Here is a 17567-nt window from a genome sequence, read left to right as displayed (position 1 = left end):
GGGGGATGCTGTGGGCTAATGCGTCCCGACCCGAGCGGAGTTCTTCCGGCATGCCCCATATTAACCAGCCCGCCATGTTGCGCGCCATGTTCGACCTGTCGCTGGACCTGGTGGGCGCCGCGAGCCTGGAGGGGCGGTTCGTCACCCTCAACGAAAAGTGGGAAGATGTGCTTGGCTACGCGCTCGACGAGCTGGAGGGCGCCGAGTTCATGGGGCTGGTGCACCCGGACGACGTGCCGGCGACTGTCGAGGCCATGGCGCAACTCAGTGAAGGCGTGCCGGTCATCGCCTTCGTCAATCGCTACCGGTGCCGGGATGGTGCCTACAAGTCCATCGAATGGAGGGCACAGCCCAGCGATGACGGGAATATCTACTTCGTGGCCCGCGATATCTCCCATCGGGTCGCCCTGGAAACCCGGGTCGATGACAACAACCGGCTGATGCGTGAGGTCAGCGGGCTGTCGGGCATCGGCTACTGGGAAGTCGATGTCGTGAACGACACGATTTTCTGGGACCCGGTGGTGCGTGCCATCCACGAAGTGGACGATGATTACAGTCCCGACCTGGCGACGGCGGTGGAGTTTTATCCCGAAGACGTTCGCGACGAGGTGAACGAGCATGTCAGCAACGCCATCGAAAAGGGCGAGTCCTGGCAGTTCGAGCTTCCGCTGATCACGGCCAAGGGACGGACCGTCTGGACGCGAGCCGTGGGACAAGCGGTCTATGAAAACGGCAAGGTGGTTCGCTTGCAGGGCGGATTCATGGACATCACCGAGCGCCGCGCCATGCAGGCCGAACTGGAGCGGCGCAGCGAGGCCGCCAATGCCGCCAGCCGGGCCAAGTCGGACTTCCTGACCAATATGAGCCATGAATTGCGGACCCCTCTTCATGGCATTCTGGGCAGTGCACAACTGCTCGAAACGACCAAGCTGAAAGCCAGCCAGGCGAATTTCGTCGATGCTATCCGAAGCTCGGGAGAGACCTTGCTTGGATTGATCGAGGATATTCTCGACCTGGCCCAGATCGAGACCGGCAAGCTGTCGCTGAGCCAGAAGGACTTCTGCCTCGCTGACATGATTGGCATCGCGGCCGACAGTGTAGGCTATCTGGCCCGGGCAAAAGGTGTGGACTTCCAGGTTGATATAGACCGAAACCTGCCTCTGCGAGGGCAGGGTGACCCCAAACGGCTCGGTCAGGTGATCACCAATTTTCTGGGCAATGCGGTAAAGTTCACACCGGCCGGACGTGTCGAGTTGAAAGCTTTCGCGATTGGCCAGGACCGGTTGCGGGTCGAGGTGAAGGACACTGGCCCCGGGCTGTCAGCCGTCGATGTGGAGCGAATTTTCGAACGCTTCCAGCAAGTCGAGCATACGGCGGAAGTCGGCGCCACGGGCGCCGGCCTGGGTCTGGCCATCTCCAAGGAAATTGTCGAGCTGGCCGGTGGGCAGATCGGCGTCGACTCGATCGCTGGCGAAGGGGCTACCTTCTGGTTCGAGGTGCCGATGGCATTCTCCGCGCATGGTCAAGCAGAGCATAACGATCTGTCGGCACCCAGCGTTATCGAACGCCACTACAAGATCCTGGTGGTGGATGACGTTGCCACCAATCGCATGGTTGCCAGTGCGGCATTGAAGCGGGCCGGTTGCCAGATCGAGACCGCCAATGACGGTGCTGCGGCGCTCGACTGGCTGGAGGTCGACAGGTTTGACGCTGTGCTGATGGATATCCAGATGCCCGGCATGGCAGGCGATGAAGCGATCCGGCGCATCCGGGCCAGCGAGGCCGACTATTCGAGCTTGCCGGTTTTCGTCATGACCGCGGATGCCACCAAGGATGCGGCGCACCGCTACGCCCAGATCGGGGCTTCCGGGTATCTGACCAAGCCGCTTCGCTTCAACGAGATGTTTGATGCGCTCGACGCGGTGCTGGCGCCGCGCAGTTTCCGCCGGGCCGGCTGACCGCGCGACCGGGCCGGACCGTGCCACGGCGCGGGCAACCAATCGGGCCGACCCGCGTTACCTCTGGCATGAGCAGCCCACATCTCTACGCCATCCACCTGACCGGGCCGCAAACGGCTTTCGACCTGTCCCAGTTCGACGACGCCTGCCAGCTCGGCGAAACGCTTTTTCTGGTGCGCTCTGGAGGCAGTCGCTCGGATGTCTATCACGCGGTCAAGCAGAGCTGTACGCCAGACAGCCTTTTCGTCGCCCGCGTCAAGGGCAAGCCGAAGTTCAAGGGGCTCGCCGACGGCGCCCTCAAATGGCTGCGTTCATTCGACTGAAGGTGCAAACAGGACGCGCGGATTCATGATGCCCCGGGGGTCGAGTGCCTGTTTGATGGCCCGCATGACCGCAACGTCGACCGGTTTGCGGCGAGCCAGTTCGCCGCGCTTCAATACCCCGATGCCATGCTCCGCCGAGATCGAGCCGCCATATTGGTCGACCCGGTCATAGACCATTTCGGAAATGGCGGCGGCCTGACCGAGGATGGCGTCCTGCGCATCGGTCGAGCGCGGTGCCACGTTGAAGTGGACATTGCCGTCACCGACATGACCGAAGGCGATGATGTAAGCGTCGGGGAAGGCTGCTTCGACCGCCGCCTGGGTTTCGGTCATGAAGGCGGGCATGCGGGACACGGGAATCGAGACGTCATGCTTGATCGCCTTGCCATGGGCCCGTTCGGCCTCCGCGATGCTCTCGCGTAAATGCCAGATATCGCGGGCCTGCTGCTCGCTCTCCGCGATCGCGGCATCGTGCAGCAATCCGGCTTCCAAGCCCTGGCCGAGGGCGTCTTCAAGGGTTTCCCGGGCCCCCTCGCTGCGCCCGAAACTCATTTCGCAGACCACGTACCAGGGGTGGGCTTCGCCCAACGGGTCGCGGCTGCCAGGCAGGTGTTGCAGCACCAGTTCGAGGGCGCGGCGCGGCATCAGCTCGAACGCCGTGACAGCGCCGCCTGAAACATTGCGCGCAAGGCCCAGAAAACGCACCGCGGCGGCCACGTCCTCGAGCCCGATGAAGGCGATCTCCCGGCGCCGCGGCCGCGGGTGAAGCTTGAGAGTGGCCGCCGTGATAATCCCGAGCGTGCCCTCAGCGCCGATCAGCAACTGCTTGAGGTCATAGCCAGTATTATCCTTGCGCAGGCCGGTCAGCCCAGACCAGACTGTGCCGTCCGGCAGCACCGCCTCGAGACCGAGCACCAGATCGCGCATCATGCCGTAGCGCAGCACGTGCACGCCGCCGGCATTGGTCGAGATCAGGCCGCCGATGCGGGCCGAGCCCTGCGAGCCAAGCGAAAGCGGGAACAGGCGGTCATTGTCGGCTGCCAGCTGCTGCAGGCTTTCCAGGATGCAGCCGGCCTCGACAGTCATGGAATCATTGTCGACATCGAATTCGCGCACGGCGGTCATGCGGGCCAGGGAAACCAGCACTTCGCCCTGGGGCGTGGCGGCACCGCACAGCGAGGTATTGCCGCCCTGCGGCGTGATGGCGATGCCGGACGCATGGCACAGGGCGACGATCTCGGACACTTCGGCGGTGCGCGCCGGTTTGAGCAGAAGCGGGGACCGGCCCTGGTAACGGCCGCGCCAGTCCGCCAGCAACGGTGCCAGTTCGTGTGCATCCTCGCTCCACCCCTTTGGGCCGACGATCTGCTTGAGGCGGTCCGACAGATCGGCGGGCAGTCCGTTGGTCATGCACGGGCATCCGGGCTGTCGGCCGATACGGGCCGCGGGGCGGCGGCGCGTTTCAGCCGGTCATTGATGGCTTCTCCGAGGCCCTCCTCCGGGATCGGCGCGACGGCTATGCGACGGGCACCGCGCGAGTCGAGCTGGCGCAATGCGGCGAACAGATTGGCCGCCGCCTCGTCGAGATCGCCGGCGGGCGAGAGGTTGAAATCGCCATCGATCCTGCCGAAGCCGAGCAGGAGTTCGCCATCCTCGCGGCTTTGCGCATTAAGGCGGATCTCGGCGGCGGGCGCGTAGTGGCTGGCCAGCTGACCGGGCGAAACCGGCTGCTCGGAGGCTTCCGGCCGGCCCAGCGGACCCGTCACGGTGATGATGCGGGCGCGGTCGAGGCCGCCCGGACGCAACAGGCTGACCTTGTCACCGAGCAGTCCGACAACGGTTGATTCAACACCGACCTCGCAGGGACCGCCATCAAGGATGAGGTCGACCTTGTCGCCGAGATTGTGGGCGACATGCTGGGCCGTGGTCGGGCTGACCGTGCCCGACGGGTTGGCGCTCGGCGCGACCAGCGCCCCGTCGAAGGCTTCCAGCAGCGCCTGCGCCACCGGGTGATCGGGGCAGCGGATGGCCACCGAATCGAGACCGGCATTGGCCAGATCGCAGATCGGCGCGTCCGGTCGTTTGGGCAGGACCATGGTCAGGGGGCCCGGCCAGAAAGCCTCGGCCAGCTTGGCCGCCATGTCCGGCCAACCGGCCAGGCGCCAGGCGGTTTTCGGCCCTGACACGTGGGCGATCAGCGGATTGAATCGGGGCCGGCCCTTGGCCGCATAAATGCGGGCCACGGCCTTTGGATTGGCCGCATCGGCCGCCAGTCCGTAGACGGTTTCTGTGGGCATGGCGACGAGCCCGCCTCCGCGCAGAATGTCTGCGGCTTCGGCGATTACGTCGGGTTGGTCGGCGGGTTTCACGGGTGCTGTCATGGCATTGAGCTAAGCCCATGAGTGAGGTGCTGCAACCCCGCCAGCCGGGTTATTGTGCCGCGTCGGCCTCGATATGCATCTGCACGCGGACCTCTGCGGCGGCCGCGCCCCAGCTCGAAGCGCCGATGCCGAAGTCTGCGCGGGTGATGTCGAGATGGCCGTCGGCGACGGCACGGTCGCCATTGATTGCGAGGGTGAAGGGCAGCTCGGCCGGGCGCGACTGGTCACGCAGGGTCAGGGTGCCGCGGGCGAGATAGCCGTCGGCCGTGGCCTCGATGCTGTCGGACACGAAACGGGCCGCTGCGTGGGAGGCCGGTGCCAGACCAGCCTCGGATCGCATGGCGCTGTCGATCTCGCCGTTCCCGGTCGCTCCGCTGGCGGTCATCACCGCGGCTTCGATCGAGGCGGTTGCGAGATCGGCCGGATCCAGCGTGATGTCGGCCTGCCAGGTTTCGAAGCGACCGTTGATCTCGCTGCCCAGAGCCGTGGTGACGAAGGTGACCGAGCTGGCCGCGCGATCGACGACCCAGTCCTGGGCCAGGGCGGGGGCGGACAATGTGGCGGCGCTCAGCAGGGGCACCAGAAGGGTTCGGATCATGGTTTGCCTTTCAGGACCGGGATCATGCGGCCGAGCAGGCCGTCGCGATCCATGAATTGGTGTTTGAGGGCCGCGCCGACATGCAAGGCGAGCAGGCTCAGAATGGCCCAGCCGCCCGCCCCGTGGATGCTGCCGGCGATCTCCTGCACGCTGTCGCTCTGTGGCACTGGCAGGCGTGGCAGAACAAGGTCGGGATTGTTCAGCAGCCAGGACGGCTGGTCGGAGGCCGACGCGGTAATCCAGCCCATCAGCGGCATGCCGATCATCAGGGCGTAAAATGCCCAGTGCGTGGCCGTGGCCGCCACTTTCTCCCAGCTCGTCATGTGCGCGGGCAGGGGCGGCGGCATGTGGGTGAGGCGCCAGCCGAGCCGGACCAGGCTCAGCACGAGGACAGTGAGGCCCGCGGTCTTGTGCCAGTTATAGGCCTGGCGGACTTCGTCGAGACTGGCCTCTCCGGCGAACAGGGCGTCGCGCAGATCCTCCATGGCCCAGCCGTAGAACACCAGCGAGACCAGGAAAACAGCGATCACCCAGTGCAGGATGATGGCGATGGTCGTGTAAGTCCCCGATTCAGCGCGCATGGCCGTCCTCCCTGACGAATTCGCTCTCGATGTGGATGCGGACCTCGCGTCCGACGATGGGCGGCGGCACATTGCCAACGCCGAACTCGCTGCGGTCGATGACGAGATCTGCGCTGAAACCGATCATGTCCTGTCCGGTCAGCGGATTGGCCAGACCACCATTGAAGCGCGTCTCGATGACCGCGGGCCGGGTGCGCCCGCGCAACGTCAGCAGGCCGCTGACCTGGCCGAAATTCTCACCGGTGATGTCGACACGCTCGGCGGTGAAACGGATCCAGGGATGGGTCTCTGCGTCGAACCAGTTGGCTGCCAGGTCGGCGTCGAAATCGGCGTCCCCGGTGGACACCGAAGCGGCGGCGATGCGGGCATCGAGACGGGCCTCGCCCGGGCGGTTCGGGTCGAAATCGAGCTGCGCCTCGGTCACGTCGAAACGGCCGGTATAGTCCGACAGGCCGAAATGCGAGACCCGCCAGACGACGCTGGTATGGGCCGGGTCGAGGCGCCACTGGCCGGCCGGCAGCCGGGCAGGGTCCGTGGTGGTGGTCAGGCAGCCGCCCAGCGCGAGGCTGACGGCCAGCAGGATGACGGAGGGCCAGGTAAGACGCATGGCACAGATATGGACCGGTGCGCGTTGTGCGCAAAGCGCTGATCGGGCCGTGCGACGATAAAACACTGTTTCCGGTCTCGCAAAAACGCGCGTGCGAGGTATGTTCCTCGCCATACCAGATGGAGGTCACGCATGAGCTATCGCGCACCGGTCGAGGATTTGCGGTTTGCCCTGGAGGAAGTCGCCGCGTTCGAGGGATTGAAGGCGACGGGTGCCTTCGACGACCTGAGCGCCGAGCTGACGGCGGCGATCCTCGAGGAAGCCGGCAAGCTGGCCAGTGACGTTCTGGCGCCCCTCAACTGGGTGGGCGACCGCGAGCACTGCAAGCTGAAGGACGGTGTGGTGACCACGCCGACCGGCTTCAAGGACGGCTATGCGCAGTTCGTCGAAGGTGGCTGGCAAGGGTTGCAATTCCCGCAGGCGGTGGGTGGCATGGGGCTGCCGCGGGCGCTTGGCGTGGCGGTGCTGGAAATGTTCCAGAGCGCCAATCTCGCCTTCGGTCTCGGCCCGATGCTGACTTACGGCGCCATCGAGGCGCTGATCGCGCACGGTTCGGACGAGCAGAAGGACTACTACCTGCCGCGCCTGATCACCGGTGAATGGTCGGCTACGATGAATTTGACCGAGCCGCAGGCCGGCTCCGATGTCGGGGCGCTGCGCACCAAGGCGGAGCCCAATGGCGATGGCAGCTGGTCGATCTCGGGCCAGAAAATCTACATCACCTGGGGCGAGCACGACTGCGCGGACAATATCATCCACCTGGTCCTCGCGCGCACGCCGGGTGCCCCGGAAGGCACCAAGGGCATCTCGCTCTTCATCGTGCCGAAAATCCTCGACGACGGCACGCGCAATGACCTTCAGGCCATCGGCCTGGAGGACAAGATGGGCATTCACGGCTCGCCGACCTGCACCATGGAGTATGCCGGCGCCAGGGGGTGGCTGATCGGTGACGAGAATGCCGGCATGCGGGCGATGTTCACGATGATGAATTCGGCCCGCCTCAATGTCGGCCTGCAGGGCGTCGCCATTGCCGAACGCGCCTTCCAGCAGGCCCACGACTTCGCCAAGGAGCGCAAGCAGGGCCGGGCCGTCGACCAGGACGGGCCGGGGCCCCACGCCATCATCCACCACCCCGACATCCAGCGCACCCTGGCATCGATGAAGGCGCGCATCGAGGCGGCCCGGGCGATCTGCATCTCCTGCGCCGTGGCCAGCGACATGGCCGAGTTCGCCGAGGATGAGGAGGAGCGTGCCTGCTTCAAGCGACGTGAGGACCTGCTGACCCCGATTGCCAAGGCCTGGGGCACCGATATCGGCGTCCAGGTCGCCTCGGACGGGATCCAGGTGCATGGCGGCATGGGCTATATCGAGGAGACCGGCGCGGCGCAGCACCTGCGCGATGCCCGCATCACGCCGATCTATGAAGGCACCAACGGCATCCAGGCCATCGATCTGGTTGGCCGCAAGCTGTCGATGCACGGCGGCAAGGCGTTCGACGAGCTCTATGCCGACATCGAGCAAACCATCGAGAGCTGCCTGACCTCGAGCCATCCAGACCTGCCACCGCTGGGCGAGCGGCTGCGCGACAGCCTCGATGCGCTCAAGGAGGCCGCCGACTGGCTCAAGGACAGCGAGGCGGCCGACCGGCTGGCCGGGGCGACACCTTTCCTGACATTGGCTGGCGAGACTGTTGGCGGCTGGCTGCTGTGTGTCGGTGCGGTGGCGGCGCGGCGCCGGCAGAAGGAAGATATCGGCGACCCGGCCTTCGCGGCGCGGCGCATTGCGCTGGCCAATTTCTTTGCCGAAGCGGTGATGACCCTGGCCCCGTCGCGCGTCGATGACATCACCATGGGCGCCGACATGATCGAGGAATGCGGCTTCGGTCTAGACTGAGCGGGCGACAGGCAAGGCGGCTGAGGGCCACCCATATTCCATCCGTTTCCCCCGCCTGCATAGCGGGACCTCGAACCGTTTGCGGGCGCAAGGGGGGGCGGTGCAGGGCTTACCCGTCGTCGCGCGGAACAGGCGGCGAACCCTGCCACGACATGGCCATTGAGCCCTCGTCGGTGGCTGAGAAGACGACATTCGCGTTGAGGGCGCGGCTGTAGAAGTGCAGCGGGCCGAGGCTGACAAATTCAGTAAAATCCCCCCAGTTTGCCGCCATCGACAGGGTGTCGCCTTCAGCGCGGACACGAACAAAGAATTCCGGTCCGAACGGATAGTGGCCGGTCAGGTGATGGATCGGCCCGTTGTGGCTGGAAGGCGCTCCCCCGCCGTATTCGCGGAGTGGATCGAGCATGGTCTCACCGCGTGAATATCTGCCCAGATCTCCCCGGACGAAGCGGGTAATCCAACTGTTCTGTGGCGACAGAACGGCGGAATAGAAGTTGGTGCCCGAGCGGAATTGGATATCGGCAGAGCCGCCGACAAAGCGACCATCATGGGCGATTACAAGACCCTCGTCGCTGTCATAGCGGGCCAGACCCAGCGCATAATCGTGTTCGGATTCGGAAAGGGCGGCCTCCAGTCGGTCGCGGGCCAGCACCTCGCCGGAAAACAGCGCCTCCAGCCAGATCGCCATGTCGCTGGGGGTGGTGACGATTGTCGCGGCGCCCTCGAACCAGTCCGGGTGCGCCGGCAGTGCCGGCGTGAAGGCCTGGCCCCCCGACGGTTCCAGGCCGGGCGTGTCTCTGTAATCGGTCGGGGAGGTGGCATGGGTGTCGGCCATACCCAAAGGCTCAAAAAGGTAGGCTTGCAGAAGCTCCGGGAAAGGGCGTTGCATGTGGCGTTCGAGCGCGATCGCCGCCAGTCGCCAACCCAGATTGGAATATTCATAGGCCGAGCCGGGTTCGAAGCGCGGTCCGTGCGCACTGATGAGCGCCAACATCTCCATGTCCGAGACTGGCCCGTCGCGTCCAGCCGTATAGAGCGGGAAGCGGTCATGGTTGGGCACTCCGCCGGTATTGCCGAGCAGGTGCATGAGCGTCAGGGAGTCGAAACCGACCAGTTCGGGCAATTGATCGACCACTTTGACGTTGAGGTCGAGGCTGCCCCTGGCAGAGAGCTGCAGCGCCAGCATGGCGGTCATGTGTTTGGCGACCGACGCCAGCTGCATCCCGCTGTCCGGGCCCAAGGCGTGCCCGTCTGCGCCCGTTCCAACACACCGGATTGTCGCCGCTTCCGACAGGCGACCCGTGACAACACAGGACCCATACCCGGCCTCGTCCCGGAGGCGCTGGAAATAATCAGAGACATCGTCGGCCGCGGCTGTCGGCACGAGCAGGCCAATCAGGAGGGAGGCGCAGGCGATTCTCGCCAGTTTCAGGGCTGTCGGCATGCGCGGCTCCGATCTGTCGGGGCGCCGTGTCGGCACCCGGTTCGTGGAAGCTGTCTAGGCTACTCCGCCTGACAACACTGGAGGCATAAAGTTTGGTAATGCTGGCCTGGAGCCGCCGAAGCTCAGACAGCAGGTTGCGGGGCGATTGTGTAGCGGTCCCAATAGCCGTCGGCGGGGGCGATCTGTTCAACGATGTCGACCCAGAGGCCGGACGGATCGTGGAAACCGAAGCGTTTCTGGCCGAAGGGCTCGTCGCGCAGGTCATAACTGATCGGCACCTGGCGTTGCAGCAGCTTTTCGTACGCGGCCTCGGCGTCCTCGACCTGGACCTCCCAAGTCATGCCGAGACCGGAAAAGGTTTCGGCGCCGGGCGGGGCGGAGGGGTGGTCCGGCGTCATGAAGGCCAGCGAGGCGGTCTGCTCGGCATTGTGCAGCCAGACGAACCAGCTCGAATCGAAGCCAACCTGGAAGTCCATGAGCCCGGTCCAGAAGTCGCGGCAGGCAGTCTTATCCGGAGTCACGACGAGTGGGTAGCTGTCGACGATGCGCATGGTTTGTCTCCAAAGTTTCGAGAGGCGTGACGCAAAAACAGACAAACTATCTGTTGATCTTTGGTAGAAACAAACAGACAGTCTGTCAATTAAATTCGGGAGGCGACACCGTTGAGAAATTCCCAGAGATCAGAGCAAACCATCGGACGGCTGGTCAGCGCCGCTCGGTCCCTGTTTGCCGCGCACGGCTATGCCGGCACCGGGACCGAAGCGGTGCTGGAGCTGGCCGGGGTGAAGCGCGGGGCGATGTATCACCATTTCCGCGACAAGGCGGCCTTGTTCGAGCGCGTTTGCCACGATGTGTCCGAGGAGGCGGCCGAGGCGATCCGACAGGCGGTGGGGCCGCAGACCGACGGTATGGAGGCGCTGGTGACCGGCTCGCAGGCTTGGGTGGGGGCGATGATCCGGCCGGACGCCAGTCGTATCGTGCTGGTTGACTCGCCGACGGTGCTGGGCCCGCAGGGCGCGGCGCAGATTGACCGGGAGACCGGGGGGCGCCTGCTGCAGGAGGGCCTAGAAGCGGCGCTAGCCAGCGGCGCCATCCGCTTTGACGGCCAGCCGGACCTGTTGTTCGCCATGGTCAACGGAGCGCTCAACGGCCTCGCCTTGAGCCTCGCCATGGCGCCACAGCCGGATGCCGCCTGGCAGCAGGCCGTCCGGGGATTGTTCGAGCGCTTCGCGGCCGTGTGAGGGGGCTAAGGGCGTCTGGCCTGTGCGCGGCGGCAGGATGCCGAAAAACCCGTCTGGCGCGCATTGATAACCTGCCAGCCAGCGGACCTCAGGGAAATTCCAAGTCATGGCCTTTTTTTGGGCGCCGTTGGGCGGGCATTCGCCTCGAGTAGGAATTCCCCTGAGGCGTCATCTCGGCAAGAGATGAATGGGGCGTGCCCCGCACGCTGACTAGCGAGCTTGCCTGTTGCCTGAAAGCTGAAGGTGGCCAAGCCTTGATGCCGTCTATTGGCTGGTCAGATCCAGAACGTCCGCGGATCGGCGATGGGCTGGCCGTCGATGAGCTTCAGGAGGCCGACGACGGCGCGGATGAGGAGCCAGAGCCAGAGCAGGAGGAAGCCGACAAAGCCGATCAGGACAACGGTCAGGATACCGAAGACGATGACCGAGATGAGGCTGATCCAGAATGTGCGGATCTGGAAGGTGTAGTGGGCCTGCAGCCAGGCCGGGGCGTTCTCGCGGCGCACATAGGCGATGATCACCGCGATGATGCTGGTGAACCCGATGATATTGCCGATCAGGTAGAGGACGTAGTTGAGGCCGGCGAGCAGGCGCTCGTCGCGGTCGGCGGCGGAGGGCACGGTGTCGGGCGTCGTGGCGGCGGTGCCGCCATTGGTTCCTGACGGATCGTCGCCGCCCGGATGCTCAGTGGTCTGGTCAGTCATGATGTGCAGGTCTCCCCATAGGTTGGAGGCAGTTTTCCAGACTGTCGGTGATTTGGCCATGGGGAAGACGGGCGGACGAGTCCCGCTGGCGCCGGGCCGGCCGGGTTTGCGACCCTGAAGCCACGGCGGAGCTGAAAATGCTGTCATGCGGGTCCGCGGTGCTTGGTTGCCCGGCGATTTCGACGTATGCCGGAGTTTTAGGGCGTTTGTGCGGATTGGGTAGCGTGATCAGGCGTTGGTTGAACGAATATGGCGCGACGGTCGCGCTGTTCGGCGGACTGGCCGGCCTGGTGGTCTATCTCGGCGCCGGGCGTGTAGCCGGCTGGACCCTGGCTTATCCGCTGGGTCTGGTCATCGTGCCGTTGTTCGCGCTGCCGGCGCTGGCGGTGGCCTGGATGTACCTCCAGGCGGGGCCGTATCACGGCTATGAGGACGGCACCACGAGTGGCATCCGACGCGGCGAGGGAGACGAGGCATGAGTCTGACAGTGACGATGGCGGACAATATTCCGGGCCGTGACATCGAGGCGACGCTGGGCATTGCCCGCGGCAATGTCGTGCGGGCGCGCTTCTTCGGGCGCGACTTCATCGCGGGGCTGCGCAATCTGGTCGGCGGCGAAGTGCCGGAGTACACCAAGCTGCTGTCCGAGGCACGCGAGCAGGCGCTCGACCGCATGGTGCGCCATGCGGAAAGCCTGGGCGCGGACGGCATTGTCACGGTTCGCCTGGCCACATCTTCGGTGATGGAAGGTTCGGCGGAAATTCTTGCTTACGGAACGGCGGTCAAACTGAAATGAGTACGATGATGAAGCGACTGGCCGGCCGGGCGGCGGACGAGATCATGGAAACCCTCCGCTTCGTGGCCGGGGTGGTTGGCGTTTGGCTGGGCCTGGTGACGTTCGGTTTCGCGGCTTTCCACATTCCCTCCGAAAGCATGCAGCCTTCACTGGAGGTGGGCGACCGGGTGCTGGTGTCCAAATGGGCCTACGGCTATTCCCGCCACTCCCTGCCGCTGGGGATCGGTTACCTGCTGCCGGACAGCTGGGACGCGCGCCTGGCCTGGCACAATCCGCAGCCGGGAGACGTCGTGGTGTTCCGTGACGAGCGGCAATCTCCGCCGCGCAATCTGATCAAGCGCGTGATCGGCGTCGAGGGCGATATCATCGAGGTGCGCGAAGGTCGGCTCTACCTGAATGGCGAAGCCGTGCCGCGCCTGCTCGACGAGGTGCGCACCTATCGTGACCATCCGCGCGAGATGCGGGTCACAGTGACCCATTACAACGAGGTCCTGCCGAACGGACGCGAGCATTCGATCTACGAGCAGAGTGATTATGACGAGCTGGACGATTTCGGACCGGTGACGGTGCGTCCGGGCACGGTCTTTGTTATGGGCGACAACCGCGATGCCTCGCGCGACAGCCGCGCTGTCGGGGGGCCGGGTTTCGTGCCGCTGGAGAATGTCGTGGGACGCGCCGAAACGGTGCTGTTCACGCTGGAACGCTGCCGCGAGGAGGCGGGGCTCTACTGTCCGAGCGGGCGGGTCTGGCGCGGGCTGTGATGGCGCACTAGTCTCCTGCCAGACAAGCAAGCGGGAGACATGGCCATGAGCCTCAAGGACAAGACGATTTTCATCACCGGGGCGAGCCGCGGTATCGGGTTGGCCATCGCCGAGCGCTGTGCTCGGGACGGGGCCAACATCGTCATCGCCGCCAAGTCGGACCGCAAGCATCCCAAGCTGGAAGGCACCATCCATTCCGCAGCCGAGGCCGTGGAGAAGGCCGGTGGCCAGGCCCTTGCCGTAAAGTGCGACATCCGCGAGGAGGCCGAGGTCGAGGCCGCGGTGGAGGCGGCGGTACAGCGGTTCGGCGGCATCGACGCCGTGATCAACAATGCCTCGGCGATCTATCCGCGTGGCACGGTCGACGTGCCGATGAAGCGCTATGACCTGATGCACGGGGTCAATGGCCGCGGCACCTTCATGACAACGCAGAAATGCCTGCCTCACCTGATGAAGGCGGACAATCCGCACATTCTTGCCCTGGCCCCGCCGCTGGACATGCGGGCGATGTGGTTCGGGCCGCACGTCGCCTACACCAGCGCCAAGTACCAGATGAGCCTGTGCATCCTGGGCTGGGGCGAGGAGTTCAAGGGCAAGATCGGCGCCAATGCAATCTGGCCGCGCACGGCCGTGGCGACGGCGGCGATCTCCAACGTGCTGGCCGATGAAGCGGCCATGAAGAGTTGCCGCAAGCCGGAAATCCTCGCTGACACGGCCTATGCCGTGCTCAACAAGCCGGCGGCCGAATTTACCGGCAATTTCCTGATCGACGATACCTTCCTGTGGGGCGAGGGCGAGCGTGACCTGGACCAGTACAGCTATGACAAGGACGTGGCCCTGTTGCCCGACTTCTTCGTGCCGGACGATGTGGAGGCACCTCCCGGGGTCAGGATCATGGATGTGCAGCTGGGGCACTGATCGAGGGGCACCCACAGCGCGTCACTGACAGAGGGGTGTGATGGCGGACACGGTCGAAAGGCACGAATTCGATTCAATTCGAACATTCCTGCCAAGGCGATCTTAGAATCTTTCTGGGAAACCTATCGCCGTCGTCCGAAGCGGCCAGCCCGGGCGATACCTCTAACGATCACGAGGCCTCCATGTCCGCTGCCCCACTACCGCATTCCCCTGACGCCGGCGAAGATGACATCCCCGCCGTCGAGGCCGAACTTCTCGAAGGGTCCGGTCGGCGCGCCCACCAGCGCGTGCCGCTGCGACTGTTGGGAACCTACCGGCCGGCAGACGGTGTGTGGACCGCGTGTCGCCTGTGCGACGTGTCACCGGGCGGGGCGCGCCTGCAAGCCTCGAGCCTGCCTCAGGTCGACGAGAAGGTGGTGCTGGATATCCCGGCCTTCGGGCAATTGCCCGGTCGGGTCGTGCGGCTTGGCGATGGCGAGTTCGCCATCCGCTTTACCGGTGATGGCAATGTCCGCGCCATGGCGTCGCATATTGCCCGCAAGGCCAATCGCGATGCCCTCGGCGAGAGCGATCGCCGCGACGGTCCGCGCGAGCCAGTCAATGAGGTGCGCACGGCGCGCTTTTCGGACGGCAGCGAGAGCGAGGTGCGCCTGGTCAATCTGTCGATCCACGGCGCCTGCTTCCAGTCCGAGCGGTCGCTGGAAGAGGGCGAGCAAGTCGAGATCGGTGATCTGACGGGCGAAGTCGTGCGCGTGCGTGGCGACCAGTTCGCGGTGCGCTTCGACCCGCCGGCCTGACGCCGGATCACGGATACGCAAGCGCGCTCGCGAATTGTGCTTGCAAGTTTCGAAAAATCGTCAATATGGCAGCTGGAGCGTCGCACTCTGCGCCCGGGCCCGAGCGGCCCGGCGCCCTGCTTTAGCCCGCCGTCGACGCGGCCGGCCGGAGTGAATGGCCATGCTTCTGGTCGACACCTATCTCTTGCCCAGCCCGATCGAGGGGCTGGGCGTTTATGCCAGTGATTTCATCGCCCGGGGCACCCGGGTCTGGGTCCTTGACCCGCAGGCCGACATCATCCTGCCCGCCGACGCGGTAGCCGAGCGGCCGACCGTGTACCAGGACTATATCCGTCGCTATGCCTATTTCGACGCCACGCTGGACGCTTACCTGCTGGACGGCGACCACGCGCGTTTTCTCAATCACAGCGATGATCCAAACCTCGATTTCTCGGCCCCGGACGGCAGCGGTACGGCCAAGCGGGACATCCAGGCGGGCGAGGAGATCCTGTGCGACTACAGCCAGTTCATGTCGGACGTGGTGCTGCTGCCGGCGCGCCGGGTTCAGGCTTCGTCCAGCATCGCGGCCTGACAGCGAGGGAGGCGGGGGCTAGCGGAACGGCGCGCTCTTGGTCAAGTTGTGGGCCATGAAAACCACGATCTTCGACAGCCCCGCCTCACGCCTGCACCGGGTGCCGGACAATCACCCCGAGAGCGTGGCCCGCTACGAGGCGGTTCGCAAACGCCTGCTCGAGCTGGCCGGGCCGGAATGGTGTCAGGCCGAGCCCGCCCCGGTCGAGGCGCTGGCGCGCTTTCACACCGTCGAGCATGTCGACCGGGTGCTGACCATGTGCGCCCAGGCCGGCCCGGACCGATGGGGCTTCCTGTCGCCGGACACAGCCGTGACCGAGCGCTCGGCGACAGCGGCGCTGGGGGCAGCGGGGGCAGCGCTGGCCGCGGTGGACAAGGTCATCGGGGACGGGCAGGGGGCGGCATTCTGCCTGGCCCGCCCGCCCGGCCACCACGCCGAACCCGACCGGGCCATGGGGTTCTGCCTGTTCAACAGCATCGCCGTGGCCGCCTGTCACGCGCTGGATGTGCATGGGCTGGCCAATGTCGCCATCATCGATATCGACGTGCACCACGGCAATGGCACGCAATGCCTGGCCGAGCGCGACGAGCGGGTCTTCTTCGGCTCGCTGCACCAGCACCCGCTCTATCCGGGCTCCGGGGCGGCTGGCGAGACCGGGCTGAACGGCAATGTCGTCAATGTGCCGCTGCCGGAGGACACGGACGGGCCGGCCTGGCGCACCGCTTTCAGCGATCTTCTGCTGCCGCGCCTGCGCGAATTCCAGCCGGCGCTGATCCTGGTCTCGGCCGGTTTCGACGCGCATCGGGCTGATCCGTTGGGAGGATTTGGGCTGGACCATGCGGACTTCGCGTGGGCCGTGACGCAACTGGCTGGCATTGCCGACGAATTTGCGTTCTCGCGGCTTGTTTCCGTGCTGGAGGGCGGATACGACTGCCCGGCGCTGGGTCAGGCCGCCCATGACTATGTCGAGGCCCTGGTCCGGGCCTGATGTCCTTCATGTGGGGCGAGTAGCGACAGGGCGCGCGGTCCGGCAGTTACCTCTCCGAGCGGCGAACCGAGATGCCATCCGACACCCGATCCATCATGCAGCCCGGTTCGATCATCATCGCGCGCCACGGCCAGCCGGAAGCCAATCGCGAGGCGATACTGACCTGGCGGCAGTATGAGGACTGGTGGGACCATGAATACCAGCCGGCGCGCCTTGTGCCGGGCCAGGTGCCGCCGCCGGAACTTGTGCGCTATGCGTCCGAAGCGTCGACCCTGTTTGCCAGCACGCTGCGCCGTGCGGTGGAAACGGCGGAGACCATCGCGCCCGGCCGCGACCTGATCTTCGATCCATGCTTTGTCGAGGCCGAATTGCCGCCGCCGCCGATGCCCGGAAAATACATGGCCAAGCACTGGGGCGTGTTCGCGCGGTGTTCGTGGTGGATGGGCCTGTCGCGGGGCCGGGAGAGCCGGGTCGACGCGGAAATGCGCGCCGATGCAGCGACCGAGAAACTGATCGCCGCGGCGGCGGCCGGGCCGGTTGTGCTGTGCGCCCATGGCTGGTTCAACCGCATGATCCGCCCGAGCCTGCGGGGCCGCAACTGGTACTGCGTCGAGGACCGGGGCGACATGTACTGGTCCTGGCGACGGTATGAGTTCAGGCCGGTCTGAAAACCGGCAGTGTGCCGCATTGCCGAGGTCGGCAGCGCTTCCTATGCTGCTGCGAGATACGGAGTAGAATGACCATGTCCAACACCGCGCAAGATCCGATCGAGGAGCTCAGCTTCGAGCAGGCTCTGGCCGAGCTGGAGCGCATCGTGCAACAGCTGGAGTCGGGCGAGGTGGAGCTGGAGAAGTCGATCGCCATCTATGAACGCGGTGCCGCCCTGAAGGCGCATTGCGACGGCAAGCTGAAGAATGCGGAGCTGAAGGTCGACAAGATCGTGCGCGGCGAGAACGGCGAGCTGGAAACGCAGCCGGCGGGGCTCGACTGATGGGCGAGGTCTCGC

At 65.4% G+C, this 17567-nt stretch carries 21 protein-coding genes; 13 read left to right on the top strand and 8 right to left on the bottom strand.

What is annotated here, in order from left to right; genetic code table 11:
• The first annotated feature begins 50 nt into the window (after nt 1–50).
• Nucleotides 51–1958: an ATP-binding protein gene (locus ACXYMR_RS11900; protein WP_458943090.1), complete on the top strand. Its 1908-nt coding sequence runs from the start codon at nt 51–53 to the stop codon at nt 1956–1958.
• Nucleotides 1959–2026: 68 nt separating this feature from the next.
• The gene (locus ACXYMR_RS11895) at nt 2027–2281 is read left to right on the top strand and encodes a hypothetical protein (protein ID WP_458943089.1); all 255 of its coding nucleotides are present in this window, start codon (nt 2027–2029) and stop codon (nt 2279–2281) included.
• Here ACXYMR_RS11895 and ACXYMR_RS11890 read toward each other — a convergent pair.
• From ACXYMR_RS11890 to ACXYMR_RS11870, 5 genes are read right to left on the bottom strand one after another with little or no spacing between them, the layout of a single operon-like run.
• Complete coding sequence (locus tag ACXYMR_RS11890) at nt 2270–3691, bottom strand: FAD-binding oxidoreductase (RefSeq protein ID WP_458943088.1); 1422 nt, start codon at nt 3689–3691, stop codon at nt 2270–2272. The two genes, ACXYMR_RS11895 and ACXYMR_RS11890, sit on opposite strands and share 12 nt — an antisense overlap.
• Nucleotides 3688–4662, bottom strand: a complete 975-nt coding sequence (locus ACXYMR_RS11885) for an L-threonylcarbamoyladenylate synthase (RefSeq protein WP_458943087.1) — start codon at nt 4660–4662, stop codon at nt 3688–3690. Before ACXYMR_RS11885 ends, ACXYMR_RS11890 begins: the two co-directional genes overlap by 4 nt.
• Nucleotides 4663–4711: 49 nt before the next feature.
• Nucleotides 4712–5260: a YceI family protein gene (locus ACXYMR_RS11880; protein WP_458943086.1), complete on the bottom strand. Its 549-nt coding sequence runs from the start codon at nt 5258–5260 to the stop codon at nt 4712–4714.
• Nucleotides 5257–5841, bottom strand: coding sequence for a cytochrome b (locus tag ACXYMR_RS11875; RefSeq protein ID WP_458943085.1), 585 nt, complete (start codon nt 5839–5841; stop codon nt 5257–5259). The genes ACXYMR_RS11880 and ACXYMR_RS11875 overlap by 4 nt, the downstream gene beginning before the upstream one ends.
• Complete coding sequence (locus ACXYMR_RS11870) at nt 5831–6448, bottom strand: YceI family protein (RefSeq protein WP_458943084.1); 618 nt, start codon at nt 6446–6448, stop codon at nt 5831–5833. The genes ACXYMR_RS11875 and ACXYMR_RS11870 overlap by 11 nt, the downstream gene beginning before the upstream one ends.
• A gap of 132 nt (nt 6449–6580) precedes the next feature.
• Here ACXYMR_RS11870 and ACXYMR_RS11865 point away from each other — a divergent pair, with 132 nt between their 5' ends.
• The gene (locus tag ACXYMR_RS11865; protein ID WP_458943083.1) at nt 6581–8341 is read left to right on the top strand and encodes an acyl-CoA dehydrogenase; all 1761 of its coding nucleotides are present in this window, start codon (nt 6581–6583) and stop codon (nt 8339–8341) included.
• A 109-nt stretch (nt 8342–8450) separates the two neighbouring features.
• On the opposite strand, the gene ACXYMR_RS11860 is transcribed toward ACXYMR_RS11865, so the two are convergent.
• Together ACXYMR_RS11860 and ACXYMR_RS11855 are read right to left on the bottom strand one after the other, a co-directional pair.
• Nucleotides 8451–9785 (bottom strand): serine hydrolase domain-containing protein, encoded by a 1335-nt coding sequence (locus tag ACXYMR_RS11860; protein ID WP_458943082.1) that lies wholly within the window; start codon nt 9783–9785, stop codon nt 8451–8453.
• 122 nt (nt 9786–9907) lie between these two features.
• A complete protein-coding gene (locus ACXYMR_RS11855; protein WP_458943081.1) occupies nt 9908–10336 on the bottom strand; it encodes a VOC family protein in 429 nt (142 codons plus the stop codon).
• Between the two features lie 111 nt (nt 10337–10447).
• On the opposite strand from ACXYMR_RS11855, the gene ACXYMR_RS11850 reads away from it, so the two are divergent.
• On the top strand, nt 10448–11026 hold the full coding sequence (locus ACXYMR_RS11850) for a TetR/AcrR family transcriptional regulator (protein ID WP_458943080.1): 579 nt from the start codon (nt 10448–10450) through the stop codon (nt 11024–11026).
• Between the two features lie 275 nt (nt 11027–11301).
• On the opposite strand, the gene ACXYMR_RS11845 is transcribed toward ACXYMR_RS11850, so the two are convergent.
• A complete protein-coding gene (locus ACXYMR_RS11845; RefSeq protein WP_458943079.1) occupies nt 11302–11730 on the bottom strand; it encodes a DUF4870 family protein in 429 nt (142 codons plus the stop codon).
• Between the two features lie 224 nt (nt 11731–11954).
• Between ACXYMR_RS11845 and ACXYMR_RS11840 the strand changes: the two genes are divergently transcribed.
• The 9 genes from ACXYMR_RS11840 to ACXYMR_RS11800 all read left to right on the top strand — a co-directional run bounded on the left by ACXYMR_RS11840 (nt 11955) and on the right by ACXYMR_RS11800 (nt 17552).
• Nucleotides 11955–12209, top strand: coding sequence for a hypothetical protein (locus tag ACXYMR_RS11840; RefSeq protein WP_458943078.1), 255 nt, complete (start codon nt 11955–11957; stop codon nt 12207–12209).
• Nucleotides 12206–12526 carry a YbjQ family protein gene (locus ACXYMR_RS11835; RefSeq protein ID WP_458943077.1) on the top strand — a complete coding sequence of 107 codons (321 nt, stop codon included), beginning with the start codon at nt 12206–12208 and terminating at the stop codon, nt 12524–12526. Before ACXYMR_RS11840 ends, ACXYMR_RS11835 begins: the two co-directional genes overlap by 4 nt.
• Nucleotides 12523–13287, top strand: coding sequence for a signal peptidase I (gene lepB / locus ACXYMR_RS11830; protein WP_458943076.1), 765 nt, complete (start codon nt 12523–12525; stop codon nt 13285–13287). The genes ACXYMR_RS11835 and lepB overlap by 4 nt, the downstream gene beginning before the upstream one ends.
• Nucleotides 13288–13332: 45 nt before the next feature.
• Nucleotides 13333–14205, top strand: coding sequence for an SDR family oxidoreductase (locus tag ACXYMR_RS11825; RefSeq protein WP_458943075.1), 873 nt, complete (start codon nt 13333–13335; stop codon nt 14203–14205).
• Nucleotides 14206–14387: 182 nt separating this feature from the next.
• The gene (locus tag ACXYMR_RS11820; RefSeq protein ID WP_458943074.1) at nt 14388–15002 is read left to right on the top strand and encodes a PilZ domain-containing protein; all 615 of its coding nucleotides are present in this window, start codon (nt 14388–14390) and stop codon (nt 15000–15002) included.
• A gap of 160 nt (nt 15003–15162) precedes the next feature.
• Nucleotides 15163–15573 (top strand): SET domain-containing protein, encoded by a 411-nt coding sequence (locus ACXYMR_RS11815; protein ID WP_458943073.1) that lies wholly within the window; start codon nt 15163–15165, stop codon nt 15571–15573.
• Nucleotides 15574–15628: 55 nt separating this feature from the next.
• Nucleotides 15629–16561 carry a histone deacetylase family protein gene (locus ACXYMR_RS11810; RefSeq protein ID WP_458943072.1) on the top strand — a complete coding sequence of 311 codons (933 nt, stop codon included), beginning with the start codon at nt 15629–15631 and terminating at the stop codon, nt 16559–16561.
• A gap of 71 nt (nt 16562–16632) precedes the next feature.
• Nucleotides 16633–17229 carry a histidine phosphatase family protein gene (locus ACXYMR_RS11805; protein ID WP_458943071.1) on the top strand — a complete coding sequence of 199 codons (597 nt, stop codon included), beginning with the start codon at nt 16633–16635 and terminating at the stop codon, nt 17227–17229.
• A 68-nt stretch (nt 17230–17297) separates the two neighbouring features.
• Entirely contained in the window at nt 17298–17552 is a 255-nt protein-coding gene (locus ACXYMR_RS11800) for an exodeoxyribonuclease VII small subunit (RefSeq protein ID WP_458943070.1), read from the top strand.
• The last annotated feature ends 15 nt before the right edge of the window (nt 17553–17567 follow it).

The sequence above is a fragment of the Maricaulis sp. CAU 1757 genome, assembly GCF_054482675.1.
This window is presented reverse-complemented; position numbering and strand designations above follow the sequence as displayed.

Excerpts from the sequence above, each read along its gene's own strand:
- ACXYMR_RS11825 (WP_458943075.1), top strand. The coding sequence starts at position 13,333 with ATGAGCCTCAAGGACAAGACGATTTTCATCACCGGGGCGAGCCGCGGT.
- ACXYMR_RS11860 (WP_458943082.1), bottom strand. The coding sequence starts at position 9,785 with ATGCCGACAGCCCTGAAACTGGCGAGAATCGCCTGCGCCTCCCTCCTG.
- ACXYMR_RS11875 (WP_458943085.1), bottom strand. The coding sequence starts at position 5,841 with ATGCGCGCTGAATCGGGGACTTACACGACCATCGCCATCATCCTGCAC.
- ACXYMR_RS11890 (WP_458943088.1), bottom strand. The coding sequence starts at position 3,691 with ATGACCAACGGACTGCCCGCCGATCTGTCGGACCGCCTCAAGCAGATC.
- ACXYMR_RS11835 (WP_458943077.1), top strand. The coding sequence starts at position 12,206 with ATGAGTCTGACAGTGACGATGGCGGACAATATTCCGGGCCGTGACATC.
- ACXYMR_RS11880 (WP_458943086.1), bottom strand. The coding sequence starts at position 5,260 with ATGATCCGAACCCTTCTGGTGCCCCTGCTGAGCGCCGCCACATTGTCC.
- ACXYMR_RS11865 (WP_458943083.1), top strand. The coding sequence starts at position 6,581 with ATGAGCTATCGCGCACCGGTCGAGGATTTGCGGTTTGCCCTGGAGGAA.
- lepB (WP_458943076.1), top strand. The coding sequence starts at position 12,523 with ATGAGTACGATGATGAAGCGACTGGCCGGCCGGGCGGCGGACGAGATC.
- ACXYMR_RS11870 (WP_458943084.1), bottom strand. The coding sequence starts at position 6,448 with ATGCGTCTTACCTGGCCCTCCGTCATCCTGCTGGCCGTCAGCCTCGCG.
- ACXYMR_RS11895 (WP_458943089.1), top strand. The coding sequence starts at position 2,027 with ATGAGCAGCCCACATCTCTACGCCATCCACCTGACCGGGCCGCAAACG.
- ACXYMR_RS11900 (WP_458943090.1), top strand. The coding sequence starts at position 51 with ATGCCCCATATTAACCAGCCCGCCATGTTGCGCGCCATGTTCGACCTG.
- ACXYMR_RS11810 (WP_458943072.1), top strand. The coding sequence starts at position 15,629 with ATGAAAACCACGATCTTCGACAGCCCCGCCTCACGCCTGCACCGGGTG.
- ACXYMR_RS11855 (WP_458943081.1), bottom strand. The coding sequence starts at position 10,336 with ATGCGCATCGTCGACAGCTACCCACTCGTCGTGACTCCGGATAAGACT.
- ACXYMR_RS11805 (WP_458943071.1), top strand. The coding sequence starts at position 16,633 with ATGCCATCCGACACCCGATCCATCATGCAGCCCGGTTCGATCATCATC.
- ACXYMR_RS11800 (WP_458943070.1), top strand. The coding sequence starts at position 17,298 with ATGACCATGTCCAACACCGCGCAAGATCCGATCGAGGAGCTCAGCTTC.
- ACXYMR_RS11885 (WP_458943087.1), bottom strand. The coding sequence starts at position 4,662 with ATGACAGCACCCGTGAAACCCGCCGACCAACCCGACGTAATCGCCGAA.
- ACXYMR_RS11815 (WP_458943073.1), top strand. The coding sequence starts at position 15,163 with ATGCTTCTGGTCGACACCTATCTCTTGCCCAGCCCGATCGAGGGGCTG.
- ACXYMR_RS11845 (WP_458943079.1), bottom strand. The coding sequence starts at position 11,730 with ATGACTGACCAGACCACTGAGCATCCGGGCGGCGACGATCCGTCAGGA.
- ACXYMR_RS11820 (WP_458943074.1), top strand. The coding sequence starts at position 14,388 with ATGTCCGCTGCCCCACTACCGCATTCCCCTGACGCCGGCGAAGATGAC.